At 75.6% G+C, this 17,832-nt stretch carries 19 protein-coding genes; 10 read left to right on the top strand and 9 right to left on the bottom strand.

The window, feature by feature from the left end:
* Nucleotides 1-71 precede the first annotated feature (71 nt).
* Together DQ238_RS08230 and DQ238_RS08225 are read right to left on the bottom strand one after the other, a co-directional pair.
* Nucleotides 72-2,384 carry an ATP-binding domain-containing protein gene (locus DQ238_RS08230; RefSeq protein ID WP_113780815.1) on the bottom strand — a complete coding sequence of 771 codons (2,313 nt, stop codon included), beginning with the start codon at nt 2,382-2,384 and terminating at the stop codon, nt 72-74.
* Nucleotides 2,385-2,515: 131 nt separating this feature from the next.
* On the bottom strand, nt 2,516-3,241 hold the full coding sequence (locus DQ238_RS08225) for an alpha/beta fold hydrolase (protein ID WP_233495814.1): 726 nt from the start codon (nt 3,239-3,241) through the stop codon (nt 2,516-2,518).
* Nucleotides 3,242-3,514: 273 nt separating this feature from the next.
* On the opposite strand from DQ238_RS08225, the gene DQ238_RS22725 reads away from it, so the two are divergent.
* From DQ238_RS22725 to DQ238_RS08200, 6 genes are all read left to right on the top strand, one after another.
* The gene (locus DQ238_RS22725) at nt 3,515-3,670 is read left to right on the top strand and encodes a hypothetical protein (protein WP_158550734.1); all 156 of its coding nucleotides are present in this window, start codon (nt 3,515-3,517) and stop codon (nt 3,668-3,670) included.
* Nucleotides 3,671-3,761: 91 nt separating this feature from the next.
* Entirely contained in the window at nt 3,762-4,556 is a 795-nt protein-coding gene (locus DQ238_RS08220) for an alpha/beta fold hydrolase (RefSeq protein ID WP_233495813.1), read from the top strand.
* 6 nt (nt 4,557-4,562) lie between these two features.
* Nucleotides 4,563-6,839, top strand: a complete 2,277-nt coding sequence (locus tag DQ238_RS08215) for a SpoIIE family protein phosphatase (protein ID WP_113780813.1) — start codon at nt 4,563-4,565, stop codon at nt 6,837-6,839.
* Between the two features lie 103 nt (nt 6,840-6,942).
* A complete protein-coding gene (locus tag DQ238_RS08210; protein WP_113780812.1) occupies nt 6,943-7,272 on the top strand; it encodes a hypothetical protein in 330 nt (109 codons plus the stop codon).
* Between the two features lie 207 nt (nt 7,273-7,479).
* On the top strand, nt 7,480-8,646 hold the full coding sequence (locus tag DQ238_RS08205) for an acyl-CoA dehydrogenase family protein (protein WP_113780811.1): 1,167 nt from the start codon (nt 7,480-7,482) through the stop codon (nt 8,644-8,646).
* A 76-nt stretch (nt 8,647-8,722) separates the two neighbouring features.
* Nucleotides 8,723-9,793: an acyl-CoA dehydrogenase family protein gene (locus DQ238_RS08200; RefSeq protein ID WP_113780810.1), complete on the top strand. Its 1,071-nt coding sequence runs from the start codon at nt 8,723-8,725 to the stop codon at nt 9,791-9,793.
* Nucleotides 9,794-9,875: 82 nt separating this feature from the next.
* On the opposite strand, the gene DQ238_RS08195 is transcribed toward DQ238_RS08200, so the two are convergent.
* Nucleotides 9,876-10,496, bottom strand: coding sequence for a hypothetical protein (locus DQ238_RS08195; RefSeq protein WP_113780809.1), 621 nt, complete (start codon nt 10,494-10,496; stop codon nt 9,876-9,878).
* A 348-nt stretch (nt 10,497-10,844) separates the two neighbouring features.
* Here DQ238_RS08195 and DQ238_RS08190 point away from each other — a divergent pair, with 348 nt between their 5' ends.
* Both DQ238_RS08190 and DQ238_RS08185 read left to right on the top strand, forming a co-directional pair.
* A complete protein-coding gene (locus DQ238_RS08190) occupies nt 10,845-10,967 on the top strand; it encodes a hypothetical protein (RefSeq protein WP_233495812.1) in 123 nt (40 codons plus the stop codon).
* A gap of 58 nt (nt 10,968-11,025) precedes the next feature.
* A complete protein-coding gene (locus tag DQ238_RS08185) occupies nt 11,026-11,757 on the top strand; it encodes an alanyl-tRNA editing protein (protein WP_370447504.1) in 732 nt (243 codons plus the stop codon).
* 92 nt (nt 11,758-11,849) lie between these two features.
* Here DQ238_RS08185 and DQ238_RS08180 read toward each other — a convergent pair whose 3' ends face one another.
* Together DQ238_RS08180 and DQ238_RS23665 are read right to left on the bottom strand one after the other, a co-directional pair.
* On the bottom strand, nt 11,850-12,890 hold the full coding sequence (locus DQ238_RS08180) for a glutathione S-transferase family protein (protein WP_113780806.1): 1,041 nt from the start codon (nt 12,888-12,890) through the stop codon (nt 11,850-11,852).
* A 37-nt stretch (nt 12,891-12,927) separates the two neighbouring features.
* Nucleotides 12,928-13,632 carry a DUF1810 domain-containing protein gene (locus DQ238_RS23665; protein ID WP_233495811.1) on the bottom strand — a complete coding sequence of 235 codons (705 nt, stop codon included), beginning with the start codon at nt 13,630-13,632 and terminating at the stop codon, nt 12,928-12,930.
* A gap of 183 nt (nt 13,633-13,815) precedes the next feature.
* Here DQ238_RS23665 and DQ238_RS08170 point away from each other — a divergent pair, with 183 nt between their 5' ends.
* Complete coding sequence (locus tag DQ238_RS08170) at nt 13,816-14,094, top strand: FmdB family zinc ribbon protein (protein ID WP_113780805.1); 279 nt, start codon at nt 13,816-13,818, stop codon at nt 14,092-14,094.
* 15 nt (nt 14,095-14,109) lie between these two features.
* Nucleotides 14,110-15,363, top strand: coding sequence for a formamidase (gene fmdA, locus DQ238_RS08165; RefSeq protein WP_113780804.1), 1,254 nt, complete (start codon nt 14,110-14,112; stop codon nt 15,361-15,363).
* Between the two features lie 201 nt (nt 15,364-15,564).
* On the opposite strand, the gene DQ238_RS08160 is transcribed toward fmdA, so the two are convergent.
* From DQ238_RS08160 to DQ238_RS08145, 4 genes are all read right to left on the bottom strand, one after another.
* Entirely contained in the window at nt 15,565-15,948 is a 384-nt protein-coding gene (locus tag DQ238_RS08160; RefSeq protein WP_113780803.1) for a type II toxin-antitoxin system VapC family toxin, read from the bottom strand.
* Nucleotides 15,945-16,166, bottom strand: coding sequence for an antitoxin (locus DQ238_RS08155; protein WP_113780802.1), 222 nt, complete (start codon nt 16,164-16,166; stop codon nt 15,945-15,947). Before DQ238_RS08155 ends, DQ238_RS08160 begins: the two co-directional genes overlap by 4 nt.
* A 157-nt stretch (nt 16,167-16,323) precedes the next feature.
* Nucleotides 16,324-17,097 carry a class F sortase gene (locus tag DQ238_RS08150; RefSeq protein WP_113780920.1) on the bottom strand — a complete coding sequence of 258 codons (774 nt, stop codon included), beginning with the start codon at nt 17,095-17,097 and terminating at the stop codon, nt 16,324-16,326.
* 70 nt (nt 17,098-17,167) lie between these two features.
* The gene (locus DQ238_RS08145) at nt 17,168-17,611 is read right to left on the bottom strand and encodes an excalibur calcium-binding domain-containing protein (protein WP_113780801.1); all 444 of its coding nucleotides are present in this window, start codon (nt 17,609-17,611) and stop codon (nt 17,168-17,170) included.
* Nucleotides 17,612-17,832: the final 221 nt, after the last annotated feature.

Below are 17,832 nucleotides of genomic sequence, written 5' to 3'. Positions count from 1 at the left end.
CCCGTCCTCTCGCACGGCCCACCCAGCTTCCTCCACACCGGTCCGGCGCGCCGCCGGACCGGCCACCCCGATCAGGCCAGGCGGGACAGCTCCGCCGGCAGCGCGCCGGGGGAGAGGACGCCGAGCCGCTGGGTGGCGCGGGTCAGCGCGACGTAGAGGTCGTTGTGCCCGCGCACGCCCTCGTCCAGGATGCGCCGCGGGTCGACGACGAGCACCGCGTCGAACTCCAGGCCCTTGGCCTCGGCCGGGGTGAGCACCACCGGGCCCAGCGCGGAGTCGGCCTCGGGGCCCGCGGAGACGCCGTCCACCCGCGCGGCCACCGCGGCGGCGACCTCGGCGACCCGGCTCGCCGGCGCGACCACCGCCGTGGTGCCCTCGCCGGTCGCGAGCCCGGCGGTGACCTCGGCGACGCGGCCGGCGAGCGCCGTCTCGCCGGTCACCTCGGCCCAGGGGGCGGCGGTGCCGGGGCGCACCGAGCGCGGCGCGGTCGCGCCCGTCCCGCCGGCGGCCAGGACGTCGGCAGCCACGGCCATGATCTCGGCGGGGGTGCGGTAGTTGACGGTCAGCTCCGCCAGCCGCCAGGCGTCGCCGACGTGCGGGCGCAGCGTCTCCTCCCAGTGCTCGGCGCCGCCGAGGGTGCCGGTCTGGGCGAGGTCGCCGACGGCGGTCATCGACCGGGTGGGGCAGCGGCGCACCAGCAGCCGCCAGGCCATGGGGGAGAGCTCCTGCGCCTCGTCGACGACGACGTGGCCGAAGGTCCACGTGCGGTCGGCGGCGGCCCGCTCCGCGGTGGTGCGGGTGTCGACCGCCCGCTGCCGCTCGGCCAGCGCCTCGGCGTCGATGAGGTCGCCGGCGCTGAGCACCTCTGCCTCGAGATGCTCGTCCTCGAGGTCGACCGACCGCGAGCCGTGCAGCACGTCGAGGGTCTCCTGGGCCTGCGCCAGCCGGCGGCGGCGGTCCCGCTCGGCCCGCGCCCGCTGGGCGCTGTCGTCGAAGCCGAGCAGCTCCTCGGCCTCCTCCAGCAGCGGCACGTCGGCCGGCGTCCATGCTGCTGGGGACACAGCGCTGCCGCGCGGGCGGTGCAGCAGCGCCCGGTCGGCGTCCGACCAGCCGGGGGTGGCGGCGGCGAGGCGGGCGGGGTCGGCGTAGAGCTCGGTGAGCAGCCGCTCCGGGGTGAGCACCGGCCACAGGTCGTCGACCAGCAGCCGGACGGCGGGCTCGGTCTCGAGCTCGCGGCGCAGCGCGGCGACGTCCTCCCGATCGAGCAGGCCGCTCCCGCCGTCGATGCCGGCGCCGAGCCGCTCGGCGTACCGCGCGGTCAGCACGTCGACGATGCGGCGGGCGAACACCGGCCGGGCCAGGTTGTGCAGCCGGTCGGCTCGGCGGGCGGCGGTCCGCGCGCGCTTGACGTCGTTCGGGCGCAGCCGCAGCGCGAACCCGTCGACGACCACCTCGCGCGGGCCCTCGGGCACCACCTGCCGGTCGTCGACCGCCCGCTGCAGCACCTCCACCATCTCCAGCCGCCCCTTGACCGCGGCGGTCTCCGGTGACTCGCACCCACGGGCGTCCAGGCCCGGGTGCAGCTGGCCGAGCCCGGCGAGCAGCACCCCGGTCTCGCCGAGGGAGGGCAGCACGTCGGCGATGTAGCGCAGGAACGTCGGCGTCGGCCCGACGACCAGCAGCCCGCGGCGGGCCAGCCGCTCGCGGTGGGTGTAGAGCAGGTAGGCGGCGCGGTGCAGGGCGACGGCGGTCTTGCCGGTACCCGGCCCGCCCTGGACGACGAGGACGCCGCGGTCGTCGGCGCGGATGACGCGGTCCTGCTCGGCCTGGATGGTGCGGACGATGTCGGTCATCCGGCCGGTGCGCGCGGTGTCGAGGGCGGCCATGAGCGCGGCCTCGCCGGTCAGCCCGGAGGTCGCCACCCCGTCGGTGAGCAGCTCGTCGTCGAGCCGGACGACGGTGCGCCCGCGGGTGCGGATGTGCCGGCGGCGCGACACGCCCAGCGGGCGCACCGGGGTGGCGGTGTAGAACGGCCGCGCCGCGGGGGCCCGCCAGTCGACCAGGGCCGGGTCGCCACCGGCGTCGTCGGCGGCCAGCCCGATCCGGCCGATGTAGAGCGGCCCCTCGTCGGTGCGGTCGATCCGGCCGACGCACAGGCCGGCCTCGGCGGCGTCGAGAGCGGTCACCCGCTCGGTCTGGAAGCGCACGGTGGCGTCGCGCTCCTGCAGGGCCTGCGGGTCGACCGCGGGCCAGGCGATGGCCTGCTCGAGCCGTCGCTCGGCGAGCTCCCGGGCGGCGTCGAGCCGGTCGTAGAGGTCATGGACGTACTGCTGTTCGGACTCGATCTCGGGGTGGGGAACGACATCGGGCTGCGTCGTCGGCACTGCGCGTCTCTTCCATCGGCACTCGACTGCGGCGGACGAACGCCCATGGTCCCCCGGCACTCCCGCACGTGCGGGTCAGGCGCTCCGCAGCGGCCGGGACCGTGCCGGACGTCGTGGCGGTCACCGGGCGGCTACCGGCCGGGAGCGGCGAGCACGAGGTCGACGAGCCGCTGGGCGAGCTCGGCCGGCCGGCTGAGCGCGATCAGGTGCCCGCCGGGCAGCTCCTCGACCGGCAGGCCCAGCCGCTCGGCGGCCACCCGCCGCTGGAACTGCAGGGGGAACAACCGGTCGTCCCGGCCGGCGAGCACGCGGGTGGGCACGTCGGGCCAGGCGGGCAGCGGCCACGGCTCGGTGAACGGGGTCCCCGACTGGGCGAACGGCGTCGGTGCGGTGGCCATGACCTCCGGCGGGACGTCGTGGACGAACGGGTCGTCCTCGTCGTCCAGCGGCCAGCCGGAGGAGCGTGCCGCCTCCGCCCGGGCCCGCTCGTGGCCGGTGGCCGTCCACCACTCGCCGCCGGTCTCGCCCGGTCGGGGCACCATCGCGTTCAGCAGGACCAGCAGGTCGACCGGCACCCGGTCGCACACCAGGGGCGCGGTGAGGCCGCCCATCGACTGACCGACCACGACCAGCGGCCGGGTCGAGGGGCCGAAGACCGCGTCGAGCACCGTCTGCGTGTACTGCTCGAGGCCCGCGGAGTCGTCCCCGGCGGGCAGGTCGACGGCGACCGCCGCCTGGCCGCGTCGCGCCAGCTCCGGCACCAGCCGGTGCCAGTACCAGGCCCGCCCACCGGCTCCCGGGACGAGGACGATCGTCGCGCGCACGTCGTCCTGACCGCTGGCCGGCGAGGAACTCATCGCCGGCACCGGCGCGCTCCCACTCCGGCGAGGAGGAAGGCGACCCCGGTGGCCCCCGGCTGGAGCGCACCGACCTGCGCGCGTTCCGGACGCAGACGCGGCCGTGACCGGCAGAGGCCTCTGCGCACACCGCACGGGTCGCGGGTCCGGTGGACCGGGTCGGTCACGCACGGCAATGTGGAGGTCACATTCCCGCCACATCGGCCGCGTACCGTCGGGTCGCACCCCGATGAGGTAGCCGCGCCCTGCCCGGGGTGCGACCAGGAGGTACTCATGAGCCCGACCACCACCGAACGCCCCACCCGGCACCCGTCCGGCTCGCGCACCCACCAGCGCCCTGACCGGAGCGCCTGGACCTGCCCCAACTGCGAGTGCGTGACCCACCCGCCGCGCAAGCGTTGCGCCGACTGCGGGACGTCCCGCTACTGACCGCGCCCGCGACCGTCCCCGGTGCCGCCCGTGGGGCACCGGGGGACGGCGGGTGGGGACAGGAGGGCGACCGGCCGGATACGTTCGCCCGGTGAGCGTGCTCGCCCGCAACCGGGTCCGCGTCAGCGGAGCCGCCGACGGGCGGCCGATGGTGTTCGCCCACGGGTTCGGCTGCGACCAGGAGGTGTGGCGCTTCGTCGCGCCCGGGTTCGGCGCCGACCACCGCGTCGTCCTCTTCGACCACGTCGGCTCCGGGCGGTCGGACCTCTCGGCCTACGACCCGGTCCGGTACGGCTCGCTGCGCGGGTACGCCGCCGACGTCGTGGAGGTCTGCCGGGAGCTGGCGCTGCGCGACGCCGTGTTCGTGGGGCACTCGGTGAGCGCGATGATCGGCGTGCTGGCCGCCGCGCGGGCGCCCGGGGTGTTCGGCGCGCTGGTCATGGTGGGCCCGAACCCGCGCTACGTCGACGACGGCGACTACACCGGCGGCTTCTCGCGGGCCGACGTCGCCGCGCTGCTGGAGTCGCTGGACAGCAACCACCTGGGCTGGGCGGCGGCGATGGGCCCGGTGGTCATGGGCCCCGACCACCCCGAGCTGGCCGCCGAGCTGTCCAACAGCTTCTGCCGCACCGACCCGGCGATCGCCCGGCAGTTCGCCCGCGTCACGTTCCTCTCCGACAACCGCGCGGACCTGCCCGGCGTCCGGGTGCCCACGCTCGTGCTGCAGTGCAGCGCCGACGCCATCGCGCCGGAGGCGGTGGGCCGCTACGTGCACGAGCACGTCCCGGGCAGCGTGTTCACCCGGCTGGCCGCGACCGGGCACTGCCCGCACCTGTCGGCGCCGGAGGAGACGGCCGCCGCGATCCGGGCCTTCCTCGCCGGTTAGGCCGCCGTGCCGGACCAGTTGCGGCCCCCCGACCCGGGAGAGGACCCGGCGCACCTGCGCCGGCTGCTGGAGGACGACCCGGTCGACCTGTACGAGAACGCCCCGTGCGGGTACTTCTCCGCGCTGCCCGACGGGCGGGTGGTGAAGGTCAACCGCACCTTCTGCGCGTGGACCGGCCGGGCGGCCGGCGAGGTGCTCGGGTCGCGGTTGCAGGACCTGCTCGACGTCGGCAGCCGGGTGTTCTACGAGACGCACCTGGCGCCGCTGCTGCGGATGCAGGGCGCGGTGCGGGAGGTGGCGCTCGACGTCGTCCGGGTCGACGGGTCGCTGCTGCCGTGCCTGCTCAACGCGGTCGAGCTGCGCGACCCGGGCGGCGCGCCGGTGCTGGTGCGGGCCACCGTGTTCGAGGCCACCTCCCGGCGGCGCTACGAGCGGGCGCTGCTGGCCGCGCAGCGCGCGGCGGCGGAGTCCGAGGCTCGGTCGCGCGCGCTGCAGCAGGTCGTCTCGGAGGTGTCGGCGGCGACCTCGGCCCGCGACGTGGCCGAGGTGGTCGTCTCGCGCAGCCGGGAGGCCGTCGGCGCCAGCGGCGCGGGGCTGTGGCTGGCCGCCGACCGGCACCCGACGGCGCGGCCGGGGGCGTCGGTGCCGCCGTTCGAGCTGGTCGCCGCCGACGGCATCCCCGCCGACCTGCTGTCGGCGATGGAGGCGGCCGCGGTCGGCGGGGCGGAGCTGGTGCGCGGCGGCGGGGTGCACACGGTGCCGCTGGGCGTCGGGATCCGGGCGGTGTGGCCGGCGCTGGCCGCGGCCATGGAGGAGACCGGGCAGGAGGCGCTGGTCATCGTCCCCGTGGACGCCGACAGCCGCCACCTGGGGGCGCTGGTGCTGCTGCTCGGGGCGGCGGGGGACAGCGAGCTGATCGACATCACCGAGCCCGGGCAGCGCGGCTCGCTGGCCCCGGCCGACGCCGACCTGCTGGCGACCATCGGCCGGCAGGCGGGTCAGGCGCTGGAGCGGGTGCGGCTGCACGAGCAGGCCGCCCGGCAGGCGCAGCGCTCGGCGTTCCTGCTCGACGCCGCCCGGCTGATGGCCTCGGCCGGCGACGTCGCCGAGACCGCCGAGCGGCTGGCCGGGCTGACGGTGCCCCGGCTGGCCGACGTCTGCGTCATCGACCTGGTCACCGAGCAGGGCCTGACCCGGCCGGCCGTCCGGCACGGCGACCCGCTGCGCCGCGGGCTGGCCGCCGAGCTGCAGGAGCGGCACCTGCCGCACCGCGGGTCGCTGCACCCGAGCGTGCAGGCGATGGAGCTGGGCCGGACGGTGTGGATCCGCGAGCTGGGCGAGCGGTGGCTGGCCGAGGTCACCTCCGACGAGCGGCACCTGGAGATCGCCCGCGCCCTCGACCTGGTCGACCTGGTGTGCGTGCCGTTGCTGGCCGAGGGCCGCGTGCTCGGCGTCCTGACCCTGGGCAGCGATCGGCGGCGCGGGCCGTTCACCGCGGCCGACGTGGAGGTCGCCGAGCAGCTGGCGCTGCAGGTGTCGCAGGTGGTGGACAAGGCCCAGCGCCTGGAGCTGGAGACCCGGACGTCGCACACGCTGCAGGCCAACCTGCTGCCGCCGGCCCCGCCGCCGGTGCCCGGGTTGGCGGTCGCCGTCCGCTACCTCGCGGCCAGCCGGGGCGCCGACGTCGGCGGCGACTTCTACGACGTCGTCCCGCTGCCGGGGCAGCGGGTGGCGCTGGCCGTGGGCGACGTCGTCGGCCACGACATCACCGCCGCGGCGGTGATGGGGCAGCTGCGCAGCGTCTACCGGGCGCTGCTGGCCGACCGGCCGCCGCCGAGCGCGGTCGTCGACCGGTTGCAGGCCGGGTGGTCGCTGTTCGGCCTGCAGCGGATGGCGACCGCGCTGTTCGCCACGCTCGACCCCGGCAGTGGCCGGCTGCTGGTGGCCTCCGCCGGGCACCTGGCGCCCGTCGTCGTCGCGGGCGGCAGCGCGCGGCTGCTCGACGTGCGGCCGGCCCGGATGCTCGGCGCCCCGCCGGCGCCGGCCCCGGCGGCGGAGTGGGCCGGGGTGCTCGCGCCGGGGGCGACGCTGCTGCTCTACACCGACGGGCTGGTGGAGAGCCGCGACGCCGACCTCGACGAGGGGCTGGCGCGCCTGCTGGACGCCGCGGCGCGGGCCGGGACGGCCGACCCCGACCAGCTGTGCGACCGGCTGCTGGCCGAGCTGGCCGGCGGGCTGCGGCCCGACGACGTCGCGCTGCTGGCGATCACCCGGTCGCCGTAGCCCGCGCTGCCGCGTCGCTTCGGCACCGCGCCGGTCAGCTCTGGCGCCGGGCACCGCCGCGCGCGACCATCGGCGCACGGCACGTGCGGCGCGGGAGGCGGCCATGGAGCGTTCCCCCGACCCGGGGGCCCCCAACCCGGTCATCGAGTCCATCGACGGGGCCACCGGTGACATCACGATGTCCGGCGACGCGATGCGCTGGTCGCCGGAGCTGGCCGACGGGCACGGGCGCGGCGCGGCGGGGGCCTTCCCCGGGGTGGACGTCGCCGCCGGGTTCGGCTCGCTGCTCGGCCTGGACGGCGCGGGGGTGCGGCGGCTGGTGTCCGGGGCGGTCAACTCGCTGACGACGGTGGCCGGCGACGTCGTCTCCGAGCTGCGTCAGCTCACCCGCGGCCCCGAGCCGGACGACGACGAGCCGACGGCGGACCGCTGACGCCGCCTCCTGCTCCCGGCGCCCCACCCCTGCTCGGCCCCGCCGGGGTGGTCAGGGGGTGGTCGCCGGCGACCCGCGCGGGCACGCCGTCCGGGTCGACCGGGCGCCCGTGACCGCGGGGGAGGAGCTCGACCCGGTGGGCGCGGTGCCCGGCGCCCCTGTAGAACCGGGGAGGACAGGCCACACCGAGGTGGGGAGTCGCACGGTATGAACAGCTCGCTGACCCTGGCGCCCGCGCCACCGTCCGAGGCCGCGGAGGAGGTGCGGGCGCAGGTCCGCGAGTTCCTCGCCGCCGAGCTGGCCGCGGGCACGTTCACCACGCACGTCGACACCTGGCTCTCGGGCGTCGACCCGGCGTTCTCCCGGAAGCTGGGGGAGCGGGGCTGGCTGGGGATGACCTGGCCCAAGGAGTACGGCGGGCACGAGCGCTCGGCGATGGAGCGCTACGCGGTCACCGAGGAGCTGCTGGCCGCAGGTGCCCCGGTGGCCGCGCACTGGATCGCCGACCGCCAGTCGGGGCCGAACCTGCTGCGCTACGGCACCGAGGCGCAGCGGCGGGCGATCCTGCCGCGGATCGCGGCGGGCGAGTGCTTCTTCGTCATCGGCATGAGCGAGCCGGACTCCGGTTCCGACCTGGCCTCCATCCGCACCCGCGCCCGCCGCGACGACGGCGGCGACTGGGTGGTCAACGGCGCCAAGGTCTGGACGTCGAACGCCCACCACGCGCACTACGCGATCGTGCTGGTGCGCAGCGGGCCGCCCGGGGAGGGGCCGCGGGGCAAGCACCAGGGGCTGACCCAGCTGCTGGTCGACCTGTCGCTGCCGGGCGTCACGGTCAACCCGATCCGCATCCTCGACGGCGGGCACCACTTCAACGAGGTGGTCTTCGACGACGTCGTCGTCCCCGGCGACATGCTGCTCGGCGAGGAGGGCGCCGGCTGGCACCAGGTGACCGCGGAGCTGGCGTTCGAACGGTCCGGGCCGGAGCGGTTCCTGTCGACCTACCCGCTGCTGGCCGAGTTCGCCCGGCGCGCGGCCGACTCCGGCGACGCCGCCCAGCTGGCGACCCTGGGGCGGGTGAGCGCGCGGCTGCTGGCGCTGCGGCAGCTGTCGCTGCGGATCGCCGCGGCCCTCGACCGCGGCGAGCTGCCCGACATCCCCGCCGCCCTGGTGAAGGACGTCGGGACGACGTTCGAGGCCGACCTGGTCGACGAGGTCCGCCGGGTGGTCGAGGTGCCCGTGTCGCTGGACTCGCCGGACCCGCTCGGCCGGGCGCTGGCCGAGGCGCAGCTGCACGCGCCGGGCTACACGCTGCGGGGTGGGACCAACGAGATCCTGCGCGGGATCGTGGCACGCGGACTGGGGCTGCGATGACGACAGCGAGTGAGCATCGCAGCGAGGAACGAGCGAGGAGTGGAGCGAGCGCGGAGTCGAGCCAGGGAGTACTGCGATGAGCGACCAGGACCTGGTGGTCGAGACCGTCCGGGACATCCTCGCCGGCCACGAGCCGTTCGTCCTCACGCCCGAGCGGCCGTGGGACGCCGGCCTGTGGGCCACCCTGGCCGAGGCCGGGCTGACCGGGGTCGGGCTGCCCGAGGAGGCCGGCGGGTCCGGCGGCGAGCTGGCCGACGCGGTCGCCGTCGTCCGCACCCTGGCCGCGGGTGCGGCGGCGGTGCCGGTCGCCGAGCAGCTGCTGGTCGCCGGTCCGGCGCTGGTGGCGCACGGCCTGGAGCTGCCGCCGGTCGAGGAGCCGCTCACCGTCGCGGTGGCCGACATGGTCACCGCCGCCCCGTCCGACGACGGCGACGGGCCGGGGCGGTTCACGCTGGGCGGTGCGGCGACCGACCTCGCGTGGGCGGGGGTCGCGCGGCACGTCGCCGTCCTGGCGCGCGGACCCGAGGCGGTCGACGGGTCGGTGCTGGCGCTGGTCGACGCCTCGGCGCTGGAGGCGACGTCCGCGGCGAACCTGGCCGGGGAGCCGCGCGGGTCGCTGGTCCTCGACCAGGTGCCGGCCACCGGCGCGCTGCTCACCGACGCCCAGGCCGGCGAGGTCAAGGCCCGCTACGCGCTGGCCCGGGCGGTGCAGCTGGCCGCGGCGTGCGAGCAGGTGCTGGCCTGGACGGTGGCCTACGCCGGCGAGCGCGAGCAGTTCGGCCGGCCGCTGGGCCGGTTCCAGGCGATCCAGATGGAGCTGGCCGAGATGGCCGGCGAGGTCACCGCGGTCAGCGCGCTGGTCGACGCCGCCGTGCAGACCCTGGAGCGGGGGGAGGACGCCGTGTTGGCCGCCGCGGCGGCCAAGGTGCGCGCCGGAGCCGCGGTCGAGGTCGTCGCCCGGCTGGCCCACCAGGTGCACGGCGCCATCGGCTTCACCCAGGAGCACCGGCTGCACCACCTCACCCGCCGCCTGTGGTCGTGGCGCGACGAGGCCGGCTCGGAGCTGACCTGGTCGAGGGTGCTCGGCGCCGGCCTGCTCGCCGACGGCGCCGACGACCTGTGGCCCGCCCTGACCCGGGTGGTCTGAGCGCCACCGGCCGGGCATGGGAAGCGATACGTGCGTCTGCAGCCCGAGAACGCACGTATCGCTTCCCATGCCCGGCCCGCGGTCAGGCGGTCTCGGGCACCCGCAGGTGGGCCAGGACGAGGTCGAACTCGGCGATGTCGGTGACGGCGACGCCCAGCGCGGGTGCGAACTCGTCGCGCAGCGCCCGGGCCTGCTGGCGGGTGTCGGCCATGTCCTGGTGGCTGTCGTAGGTGACGGCCGTGACGGCCATGCCCTCGGCGGTGTGCGTCATGAGGCTGACGTTGCAGAACCCCTGGAGGTCCTCGAGCCGGGGGACGAGGCTCATCCGGTAGGCGTCGAGTGCACGGTCCATCGAGTCGGGGTCGCCGCGGATCCAGGTGACCCGGGTGCAGGCGCCGTGGTGTGCCTCGTGCACCCGGTGCATCACGGCGACCTCCCACTCGTGCACCTCGGGCTGGCCGCCGAAGACCTCGGCCGCCCGGTCGCGCAACGGGCGGACACCCTCCGCGCTGGCGTGCATCGCCTCCTGGTCGCGCCAGGACGTCGTGACGATGCAGTGGCCGCTCTCCCGGTCGGTGAGCATCGACAGGCCGACGCAGCCCTCCATCCGCTGGACGGCGGGCATCACCTCGTCGCGGACGTAGCCGATCCCCTCGTCGATCGCCTGTCGGTTGCCGCGGATGGTGGTCGATCGCGCGTACACGCCACCGCTCCTCTCCTGGACGTGCTCGTCCGAGACGGCGGTGCTCCTGCGGCATCGCCGCGCGGCCCAGGGTCCTCGTCCTCGCGGCCGGAGGCAACGGGGGATCGCGCCGCGGTCGGGCGCGGGTCGGCAGCGGGGTGGATCGCCGCGCGGACGGCGTCGGCCGGCCGCAGCGGGGCGGCGGCGAGGAAGTCCCGGCTGCCGGGTGTACACGGCCCGGCCGGCTGCGGACGATGCCCCTGTCGCCGTCGACGCGGGAGGGAGGAGCTGCGATGAGGGTCGCGGTGGCGGGACCACGCGGGCTCCCCGCTGGAGGAACAGGTCAGGGAACTGCTCGCCGAGCACGACGTGAGCGACTTCGGCACCTCCGACGAGGAGGCGTGCGACCTCCCGGACTCCGTCCACCCCGCGGCTCTGGCCGTCGGCGCGGGCCGGGAGATCGCCGAACGGCACGTGCGGCGGAGCGGGTGAGCCTGCGGCGGGGCCGCGTGCGCACCGCCGTCCGGCCGGCTGGAGCAACATGCGAGGGGTGAGCGACGGACACGGACACACCCACCGCCTCGACCTGGCCGATGCGACCGTGCGCGAGTGGGACGCCACGGTCGTCGCCGCCGACCCCGAGCGGGGGATCGTGCTCGACCGCAGCGCCTTCTACCCCGGCGGCGGCGGGCAGCCCCCGGACGAGGGCGTGCTGCTGTGGGGCGGCGTCCGCACCCGGATCGCCGGCACCCGCAAGGGTGACGAGCTCTACCTCGTCCCGGTCGAGGGCGACCCGGTGCCCCCGGCCGGCACCGCCGTCCGCGGCGCGCTCGACGACGAGCGGCGCACCCAGCTGATGCGCACGCACTCGGGCCTGCACGTGCTGACCGGCGTCGTGTTCCGCGACTTCGGGGCCCTGGTGACCGGAGGCAACATGGAGCCGCTGACCGCGCGCATGGACTTCGACCTCGCCGAGGTGCCGCCGGACTTCAAGGAGCGGGTCGCCGAGGCGGTCAACGCCGAGATCGCCGCCGACCGCCGCATCGAGGTGAAGACCCTGCCGCGGGAGGAGGCCTTCGCCATCCCGGACGTCATCCGGACGGCGACCGACCTGCTGCCGCCGGACATCGAGGTGGTGCGGATCGTCGACATCGTCGGCCTGGACACCCAGGCGGACGGCGGCACGCACGTCGCCTCGACAGCGATGGTGGGACGGGTCGAGGTGACCAAGATGGAGAACAAGGGCCGCGGCTTCCGCCGGCTGCGGGTGCGCATCGCCTGACCGCGCTCCCGTCCCCGGGGTGGGCAGGCATGGGAAGCCATCCTTGCGTTCTCAGCCCGGAGATACACGTATCGCTTCCCATGCCTGGGGTGTCAGCGGTGGCCGATGCCGCCGGGCCCGTGCTCGGGGGGCACCTCCTCGTCGGGCGGCACCGGCCCGGGCGGCGTCCCGTCGCCGAACGGCGCGCCGCCGAGCTCCTCGCGGTGGTGCGGGGTCAGCCACCCCGACGTGTCCGGCCCGACCGGGACGATCTGCGTCGGGTTGATGTCGGCGTGGACGACGTAGTAGTGCTCCTTGATCTGCGGGAAGTCGATGGTGTCGCCGAAGCCGGGGGTCTGGAACAGGTCGCGGGCGTAGGCCCACAGCACCGGCATCTCGGTGAGCTTCTGCCGGTTGCACTTGAAGTGGCCGTGGTAGACGGCGTCGAAGCGGGCCAGCGTGGTGAACAGCCGGACGTCGGCCTCGGTGATCGTCTCGCCCATCAGGTAGCGCTGCCCGGCCAACCGCTCGGAGAGCCAGTCCAGCGCGGTGAACAGCCGCTCGTAGGCCTCGTCGTAGGCCTGCTGCGAGCCGGCGAACCCGCACCGGTACACGCCGTTGTTGACCTCGGTGTAGACCCGGCGCATGACCTGGTCCATCTCGTCGCGCAGCTTCTCCGGGTAGAGGTCGGGTGCACCGTCGCGGTGGAACGCGGTCCACTCGGTGGAGAAGTCCAGCGTCATCTGCATGAAGTCGTTGGTGACGACCTGCCGGCTCGGGACGTCGACCATCGCGGGCACCGTGATGCCGCGGTCGTAGTCGGGGAAGCGGGCGAGGAAGGCCTCCTGCAGCCGCTCGTAGCCGAGCACCGGGTCGCGGCCGCCGGGGTCGAGGTCGAACGTCCACGACCGCTCGTCGTGGACCGGCCCGCAGATGCCCATGGAGACCACCGGCTCCAGGCCCAGCAGCCGGCGCACGATCGCCGCCCGGTTGGCCCACGGGCAGGCCCGCGCGATGACCAGCCGGTAGCGGCCGGCCTCGACCGGCCAGCCGCTCGAGCCGTCGGCGGTGATCCGGTCGGGGACGTAGTTCTGGTCGCGTCGGTACTCCTGGCCCGCGGTGACGTACCCGGAGCCGCCGTTGTCCTGACTCACGGATACAGCCTGCCCGTCGCCGGCCGGACCCGCGCGTTCACAGCAGCCGCACCGTCGCCTCGTCCCGCTCACCGCCGAAGTACCGGTCGAGCACCTGCCCGAACACCGCGGCCTCCGGCTCGGCCCGCTCGAACAGGGTCATCGACGAGCGCAGCTTCACGGCGTCGATCGGCCCGAGCACCCGCACCGGGTCGCTGCCCGGCAGGTCCAGCAGCGCCTGCGCGGACTCCACCAGCCGCGGACCGAGCACCGGGTGGTCGAGGTGGGCCTGGGCCTCGGGCAGCCCGGAGATCGCGTAGTGCTGCGCGGTCGGGCTGCGGCCCAGCCCGGCGACCTGCGGGAAGACGAACCACATCCAGTGGCCGCGCTTCGCGCCGGCCCGCAGCTCGGAGAGCGCCTGCTCGTACACCCCGCCGTCCTGGGCCCGCACGAACCGCTCGAGGTCGAAGGGGTCGTCCACGGGGGCAGGGTCGGCCGCGGCGGGCTCCCGGGCAAGTCGGGACGCCTCGGCGGGTGTCCCCGGTCCGTCCGGCGCTCCTGCCCCGTCGAGCGCGGTGGTGAGGAAGCGCAGCGTCGTCCGGTTCAGCAGCTTGCGGCAGTCCGCCCGCCGGAACGCGTGCCCCTCCCCGGCCAGGTCCAGGCACTCGACCGGCCGGTCGAGCTCCCGCAGCGCGGCGACGACCTGGTGCGCCTCGCCGATGCCGGCGAACGTCGACCGCGGCGCGGTGCCGACCGCGGCCACCCCCAGCCTCTGCGGCGGACTCGGCCAGCTCCCTGCGGACTCTGTGGGCGCCCTGGGCCCTGCCGTCCGGCCGGCAGAGCGCGGAGAACGCCGGCAGTACGGCGGCCCGGAGCCGGTACGGTCGGCCGGCAGCCGGACGGCGGTGCCCGCGCCCCGCCACGGCCGGAGGGGGAGGAGGCCGCCGTGGCCGTCTACCAGTACCGCTGCCCCGAGCACGGCCTGCTGGAGGTCGCCCGGCCGATCGGCACCGCCGCCGAGGCCGAGCCCTGCCCGGACTGCGCCGCACCCTCCCGGCGGGTCTTCACCGCGCCGCGGTTGTCGCTCGGGTCGCCCCGCGCCCGGGCGCTGATCGAGGCCACCGAGCGCAGCGCCACCGAGCCCGCGGTGGTCGCCGCGCCGCCGTCCCGACGTGTCCCGCCGCCGGAGCCGAACCCGGCGCTCGCCCGGCTGCCCCGTCCCTGACCCCGGAGGTGCCCCGTGCCCGACGTCGTGTTCCCCCTCGACTCCACCAAGCGGTTCACCGAGCAGGAGCTCGTCGGCCACAACCGGTGGCACCCCGACATCCCGGCGGCGGTCACGGTGCGGCCGGGGGACGTCTTCCGGGTGCACTGCCGCGAGTGGTTCGACGGGGCCATCCACGACGACGACTCCGCCGACGACGTCCGGGACGCGCCGCTGTCACGGGTGCACTGCCTGAGCGGGCCGATCGCGGTGGAGGGTGCCGAGCCCGGCGACCTGCTGATGGTCGACATCCTCGACGTCGGGCCGATCCCGCAGGAGGACTCCGGGCCGCTGGCCGGGCAGGGCTGGGGCTACACCGGTATCTTCGCCACGCGAAACGGCGGCGGGTTCCTCACCGAGCAGTTCCCCGACGCCTACAAGGTGGTCTGGGACTTCCGCGGCCAGACGGCGACCTCCCGGCACGTGCCCGGGGTGTCGTTCACCGGGCTGGTCCACCCCGGGCTGATGGGCACCGCGCCCTCGGCGGATCTGCTCGCCACGTGGAACCGGCGGGAGGCCGCGCTGATCGCCACCGACCCCGACCGGGTACCGCCGCTGGCCCTGCCGCCGCTGCCGCAGGACGCCGTCCTCGGCTCGCTGTCCGGTGCGGAGTTCGACCGGGTCGCCGGCGAGGCCGCCCGCACCGCGCCGCCTCGGGAGAACGGCGGCAACCAGGACATCAAGAACTTCTCCAAGGGCAGCCGGGTCTTCTACCCGGTGTTCGTGCCGGGCGCGAAGCTGTCCGTGGGCGACCTGCACTTCTCCCAGGGCGACGGCGAGATCACCTTCTGCGGCGCCATCGAGATGGGCGGCTTCATCGACCTGCACGTCGACGTCATCAAGGGCGGGATGCAGACCTACGGCGTCGCGGAGAACGCGATCTTCATCCCGGGCAACGTCGAGCCGCGGTACGAGCGCTACCTGGCCTTCTCCGGGACGTCGGTGACCCTCGACGGCGAGCAGCGCTACCTGGACTCCCAGCTGTCCTACCAGCGGGCCTGCCTGCACGCGATCGACTACCTGACCCGGTTCGGCTACACGCCGGAGCAGGCCTACATGATCCTCGGCGCGGCGCCCATCGAGGGCCGGCTGTCGGGGGTCGTCGACATCCCGAACTCCTGCGCGACGGTCTACCTGCCGACCGGGATCTTCGACTTCCCGGTCGAGCCGTCGGCGTCCGGGCCGGTGCGGATCGACCCGGGTCAGGGTGTGCCCCGCTCGGCGTTCTGAGCCTGCCGACCCTGTTCTGCCGGCGGCCGCCCTCTCGGCGGTGGTGGTCCCGCGGCCGCCCTCTCGGCGGTGATGGTCCCGCGCCCGTCCTCTCGGCGGTGATCATGGGGTTGTTGCTCCCTCGAGCGGCGTGTCGCCGCGTGTCGGCCGCAACAACCCCATGATCGACTCCGCGGTGGCGGGCGGAGTCGGCGGCCCGGGTCAGCGGGGGACGACGGTGACCGGGCAGCGCAGTCCCGGCGCCCGGCTGAGCCGGGCATCGGCGGTGAGGACGGCGCAACCGAGGGCCTCGGCGAGCGCGACGTAGGCCGCGTCGTAGGCGGACACGTTCTCCCTCAATGCCCACATCCGGTCCAGCAACCCGGTAAGCGGATGACGGGTGATCCCCAGCCGGCGCCAGGTGCGCAGCGCAGCGTCCGCCGCCTCCACGGTCACTCGGCCGCCGGTCACCGATCGCCGGAGAGCGCTGAGGACCTCGACGTCGGCCAGGTGCGGGACGTGGACGTCCTCCTCGGCCAGCGCCTGCCGTGCGGCGTCGGCGTTGAGCAGTGCCGACACCGCTGCTGAGGCATCGACCACGATCACCGGGCGGTGCGCTCGTCGTCCAGGGCCGTGATGACGTCGGCGGGGTCCACGTCGAGGTCCGGGAGGTCACCGAGCAGCGCGGGGTTGTCCGCGCGACGGGACAGCCTCGCCAGCTCGCGGACGACGAAGGCGCTCAGAGACATCGCATCCCGGGCGGCCAGCCGCTCCAGTCGTTCGACCATGTCGTCGGGGACGTTGCGCAGGTAGAGGGTCCTCACGGCAGAAGGCTAGCTGCATGCTAGCAAGGTGCAACAATCCTGGTCTGCCGACCGGCGGGGACGAGCCGGTCCCGAGCTGGCCGGGCTCGACCGTCCCACCGTCGTCGTGTACTCGGCGCTCACAGGGGCGGAACGCGAGTGCCCGGACGCTGACGCGTCAGGCCGACAGGCTGGCGAAGACGATGACGTTGTCGAGGTAGTCGCCGGTGTCCTCGTCGAATGCCCCGCCGCAGGTGATCAGCCGCAGCCCGGCGTGGTCGAGGTCGCCGTAGACCTCGTCGGACGGGAAGTCGTCCTTCGTGTGCTCCTCCACCCGGTCGACGCGGAAGGTGGCGGTGGTCCCGTCGGCGCGGTCGACGGCGACGGCGTCTCCGGGGCGCAGCTCGCGCAGGCCGTAGAAGGCGCCGCGTTCGCCGTCCCAGTCGACGTGCCCGGCGAGGACGGCGGGCCCGAGCTGGCCCGGCGTGGGGCTCCCGACGTACCAGCCGACCGGGTGGGCGCCCGGCGGGACCTGCATACTGCCGTCCCGCTCGAGCCCGAGCCGCATCACCGCGGAGCGCACGCCGAGCGCGGGGATGCGCACGGTGACCGGCTCGCTGGCCGGCAGCTGCCGAGCCGCGGCCACCGGGACGACCGGCGCGGCGGTCGGGCTCTGCGTGGGTGGTGTCCGCGCGGGCTGCTCGGCGACCGCGCCGGGGACGTCGAGCCGCGCCGGATCCGGGGAGCGACCCGGCAGGACGACGATCGCGGCGATCCCCGTGGCCGCCAGCAGCACCGACGCCGCGGCCCAGGCGCGGGCGGCCGGCGGTCGTGGGGGCCGCCGGTGCCGGCCGTAGCGGGTGACGCGGGGCGGGCGGGCGAGCAGCGCCGTCACGTCGTCCGCCGGCACCGCGGGGGTCAGGGGTGGGGGATAGGCCCCCGTGATGCGCACGGCCCCGTCCGCTCCGGCCGCGGGCCGGCCGGAGCGGGTCGGCGGTGCACGGTGCCGCACGTGCCGCCGGTCAGGCCGCGGCGCGGGAGGATCGGTGGGCGGCGAGGGCGGCGCCACCGGCCGCGGTCAGGGCCACGCTCCCGAGGACATAGGGCAGCGCGCCGCCGTCCTCGGCCGAGCTGCCGTCACCGGCCGCGACGGCGCCCACCGGTTGGGTGGCGACCTGGCTGTCGCCGCTCGTGCCCCTGCTCGACTGGTCGCTGCCGGCGAGGGTGGTGCCGTCCTCGGTCGTGGCTCCTCCGGACGCGCCCGCGGGCAGGGACTCGCACGCGATGCCATCGTCGTCCCGGTCCAGGTCGTTGGGGTCCCCGGGGGTGGAGTCGAAGCTGGCCTGGGCTTCCGCCTGTGTGGTGAAGTCGCTGCAGTTCAGATCGGCGGCGCTGGCCGTGCCGGTGGAGCCGAGGGACAGGGCGGCGGTGACGAGGACACCAGCTGCGATGGTGCTGCGGCGCATGAGAACTCCCGAGAGGGGCCGGCTGGGACGACGACAGGCTCACCGCCGTCGTCCGCGCGTCACCAGAGCGCCCAAGCCGCAACCGAGACGAATCCGGCCGGTTCGAGATGGCAAGGTCAACACTCACGTAAGGTTGCGACACGCCGTATGACTGTGGTCAGGAGGTGACTCGCTATCGGCAGTGGCTGCCCCGAACGCGCATGACCCGAGTGACCGCCGGT

Origin of the sequence: Geodermatophilus sp. TF02-6 (assembly GCF_003319115.1) — a bacterium.
GTDB lineage: Bacteria > Actinomycetota > Actinomycetes > Mycobacteriales > Geodermatophilaceae > Geodermatophilus.
Note: the sequence above shows the minus strand (reverse complement) of the source record. Positions and strands in the feature narration are given on the sequence as shown.

Bases quoted from the DNA above. Each gene is read 5' to 3' on its own strand.
- DQ238_RS08225 (WP_233495814.1), bottom strand. From the start codon at position 3,241: ATGAGTTCCTCGCCGGCCAGCGGTCAGGACGACGTGCGCGCGACGATC.
- DQ238_RS22725 (WP_158550734.1), top strand. From the start codon at position 3,515: ATGAGCCCGACCACCACCGAACGCCCCACCCGGCACCCGTCCGGCTCG.
- DQ238_RS08210 (WP_113780812.1), top strand. From the start codon at position 6,943: ATGGAGCGTTCCCCCGACCCGGGGGCCCCCAACCCGGTCATCGAGTCC.
- DQ238_RS08205 (WP_113780811.1), top strand. From the start codon at position 7,480: ATGAACAGCTCGCTGACCCTGGCGCCCGCGCCACCGTCCGAGGCCGCG.
- DQ238_RS08200 (WP_113780810.1), top strand. From the start codon at position 8,723: ATGAGCGACCAGGACCTGGTGGTCGAGACCGTCCGGGACATCCTCGCC.
- DQ238_RS08145 (WP_113780801.1), bottom strand. From the start codon at position 17,611: ATGCGCCGCAGCACCATCGCAGCTGGTGTCCTCGTCACCGCCGCCCTG.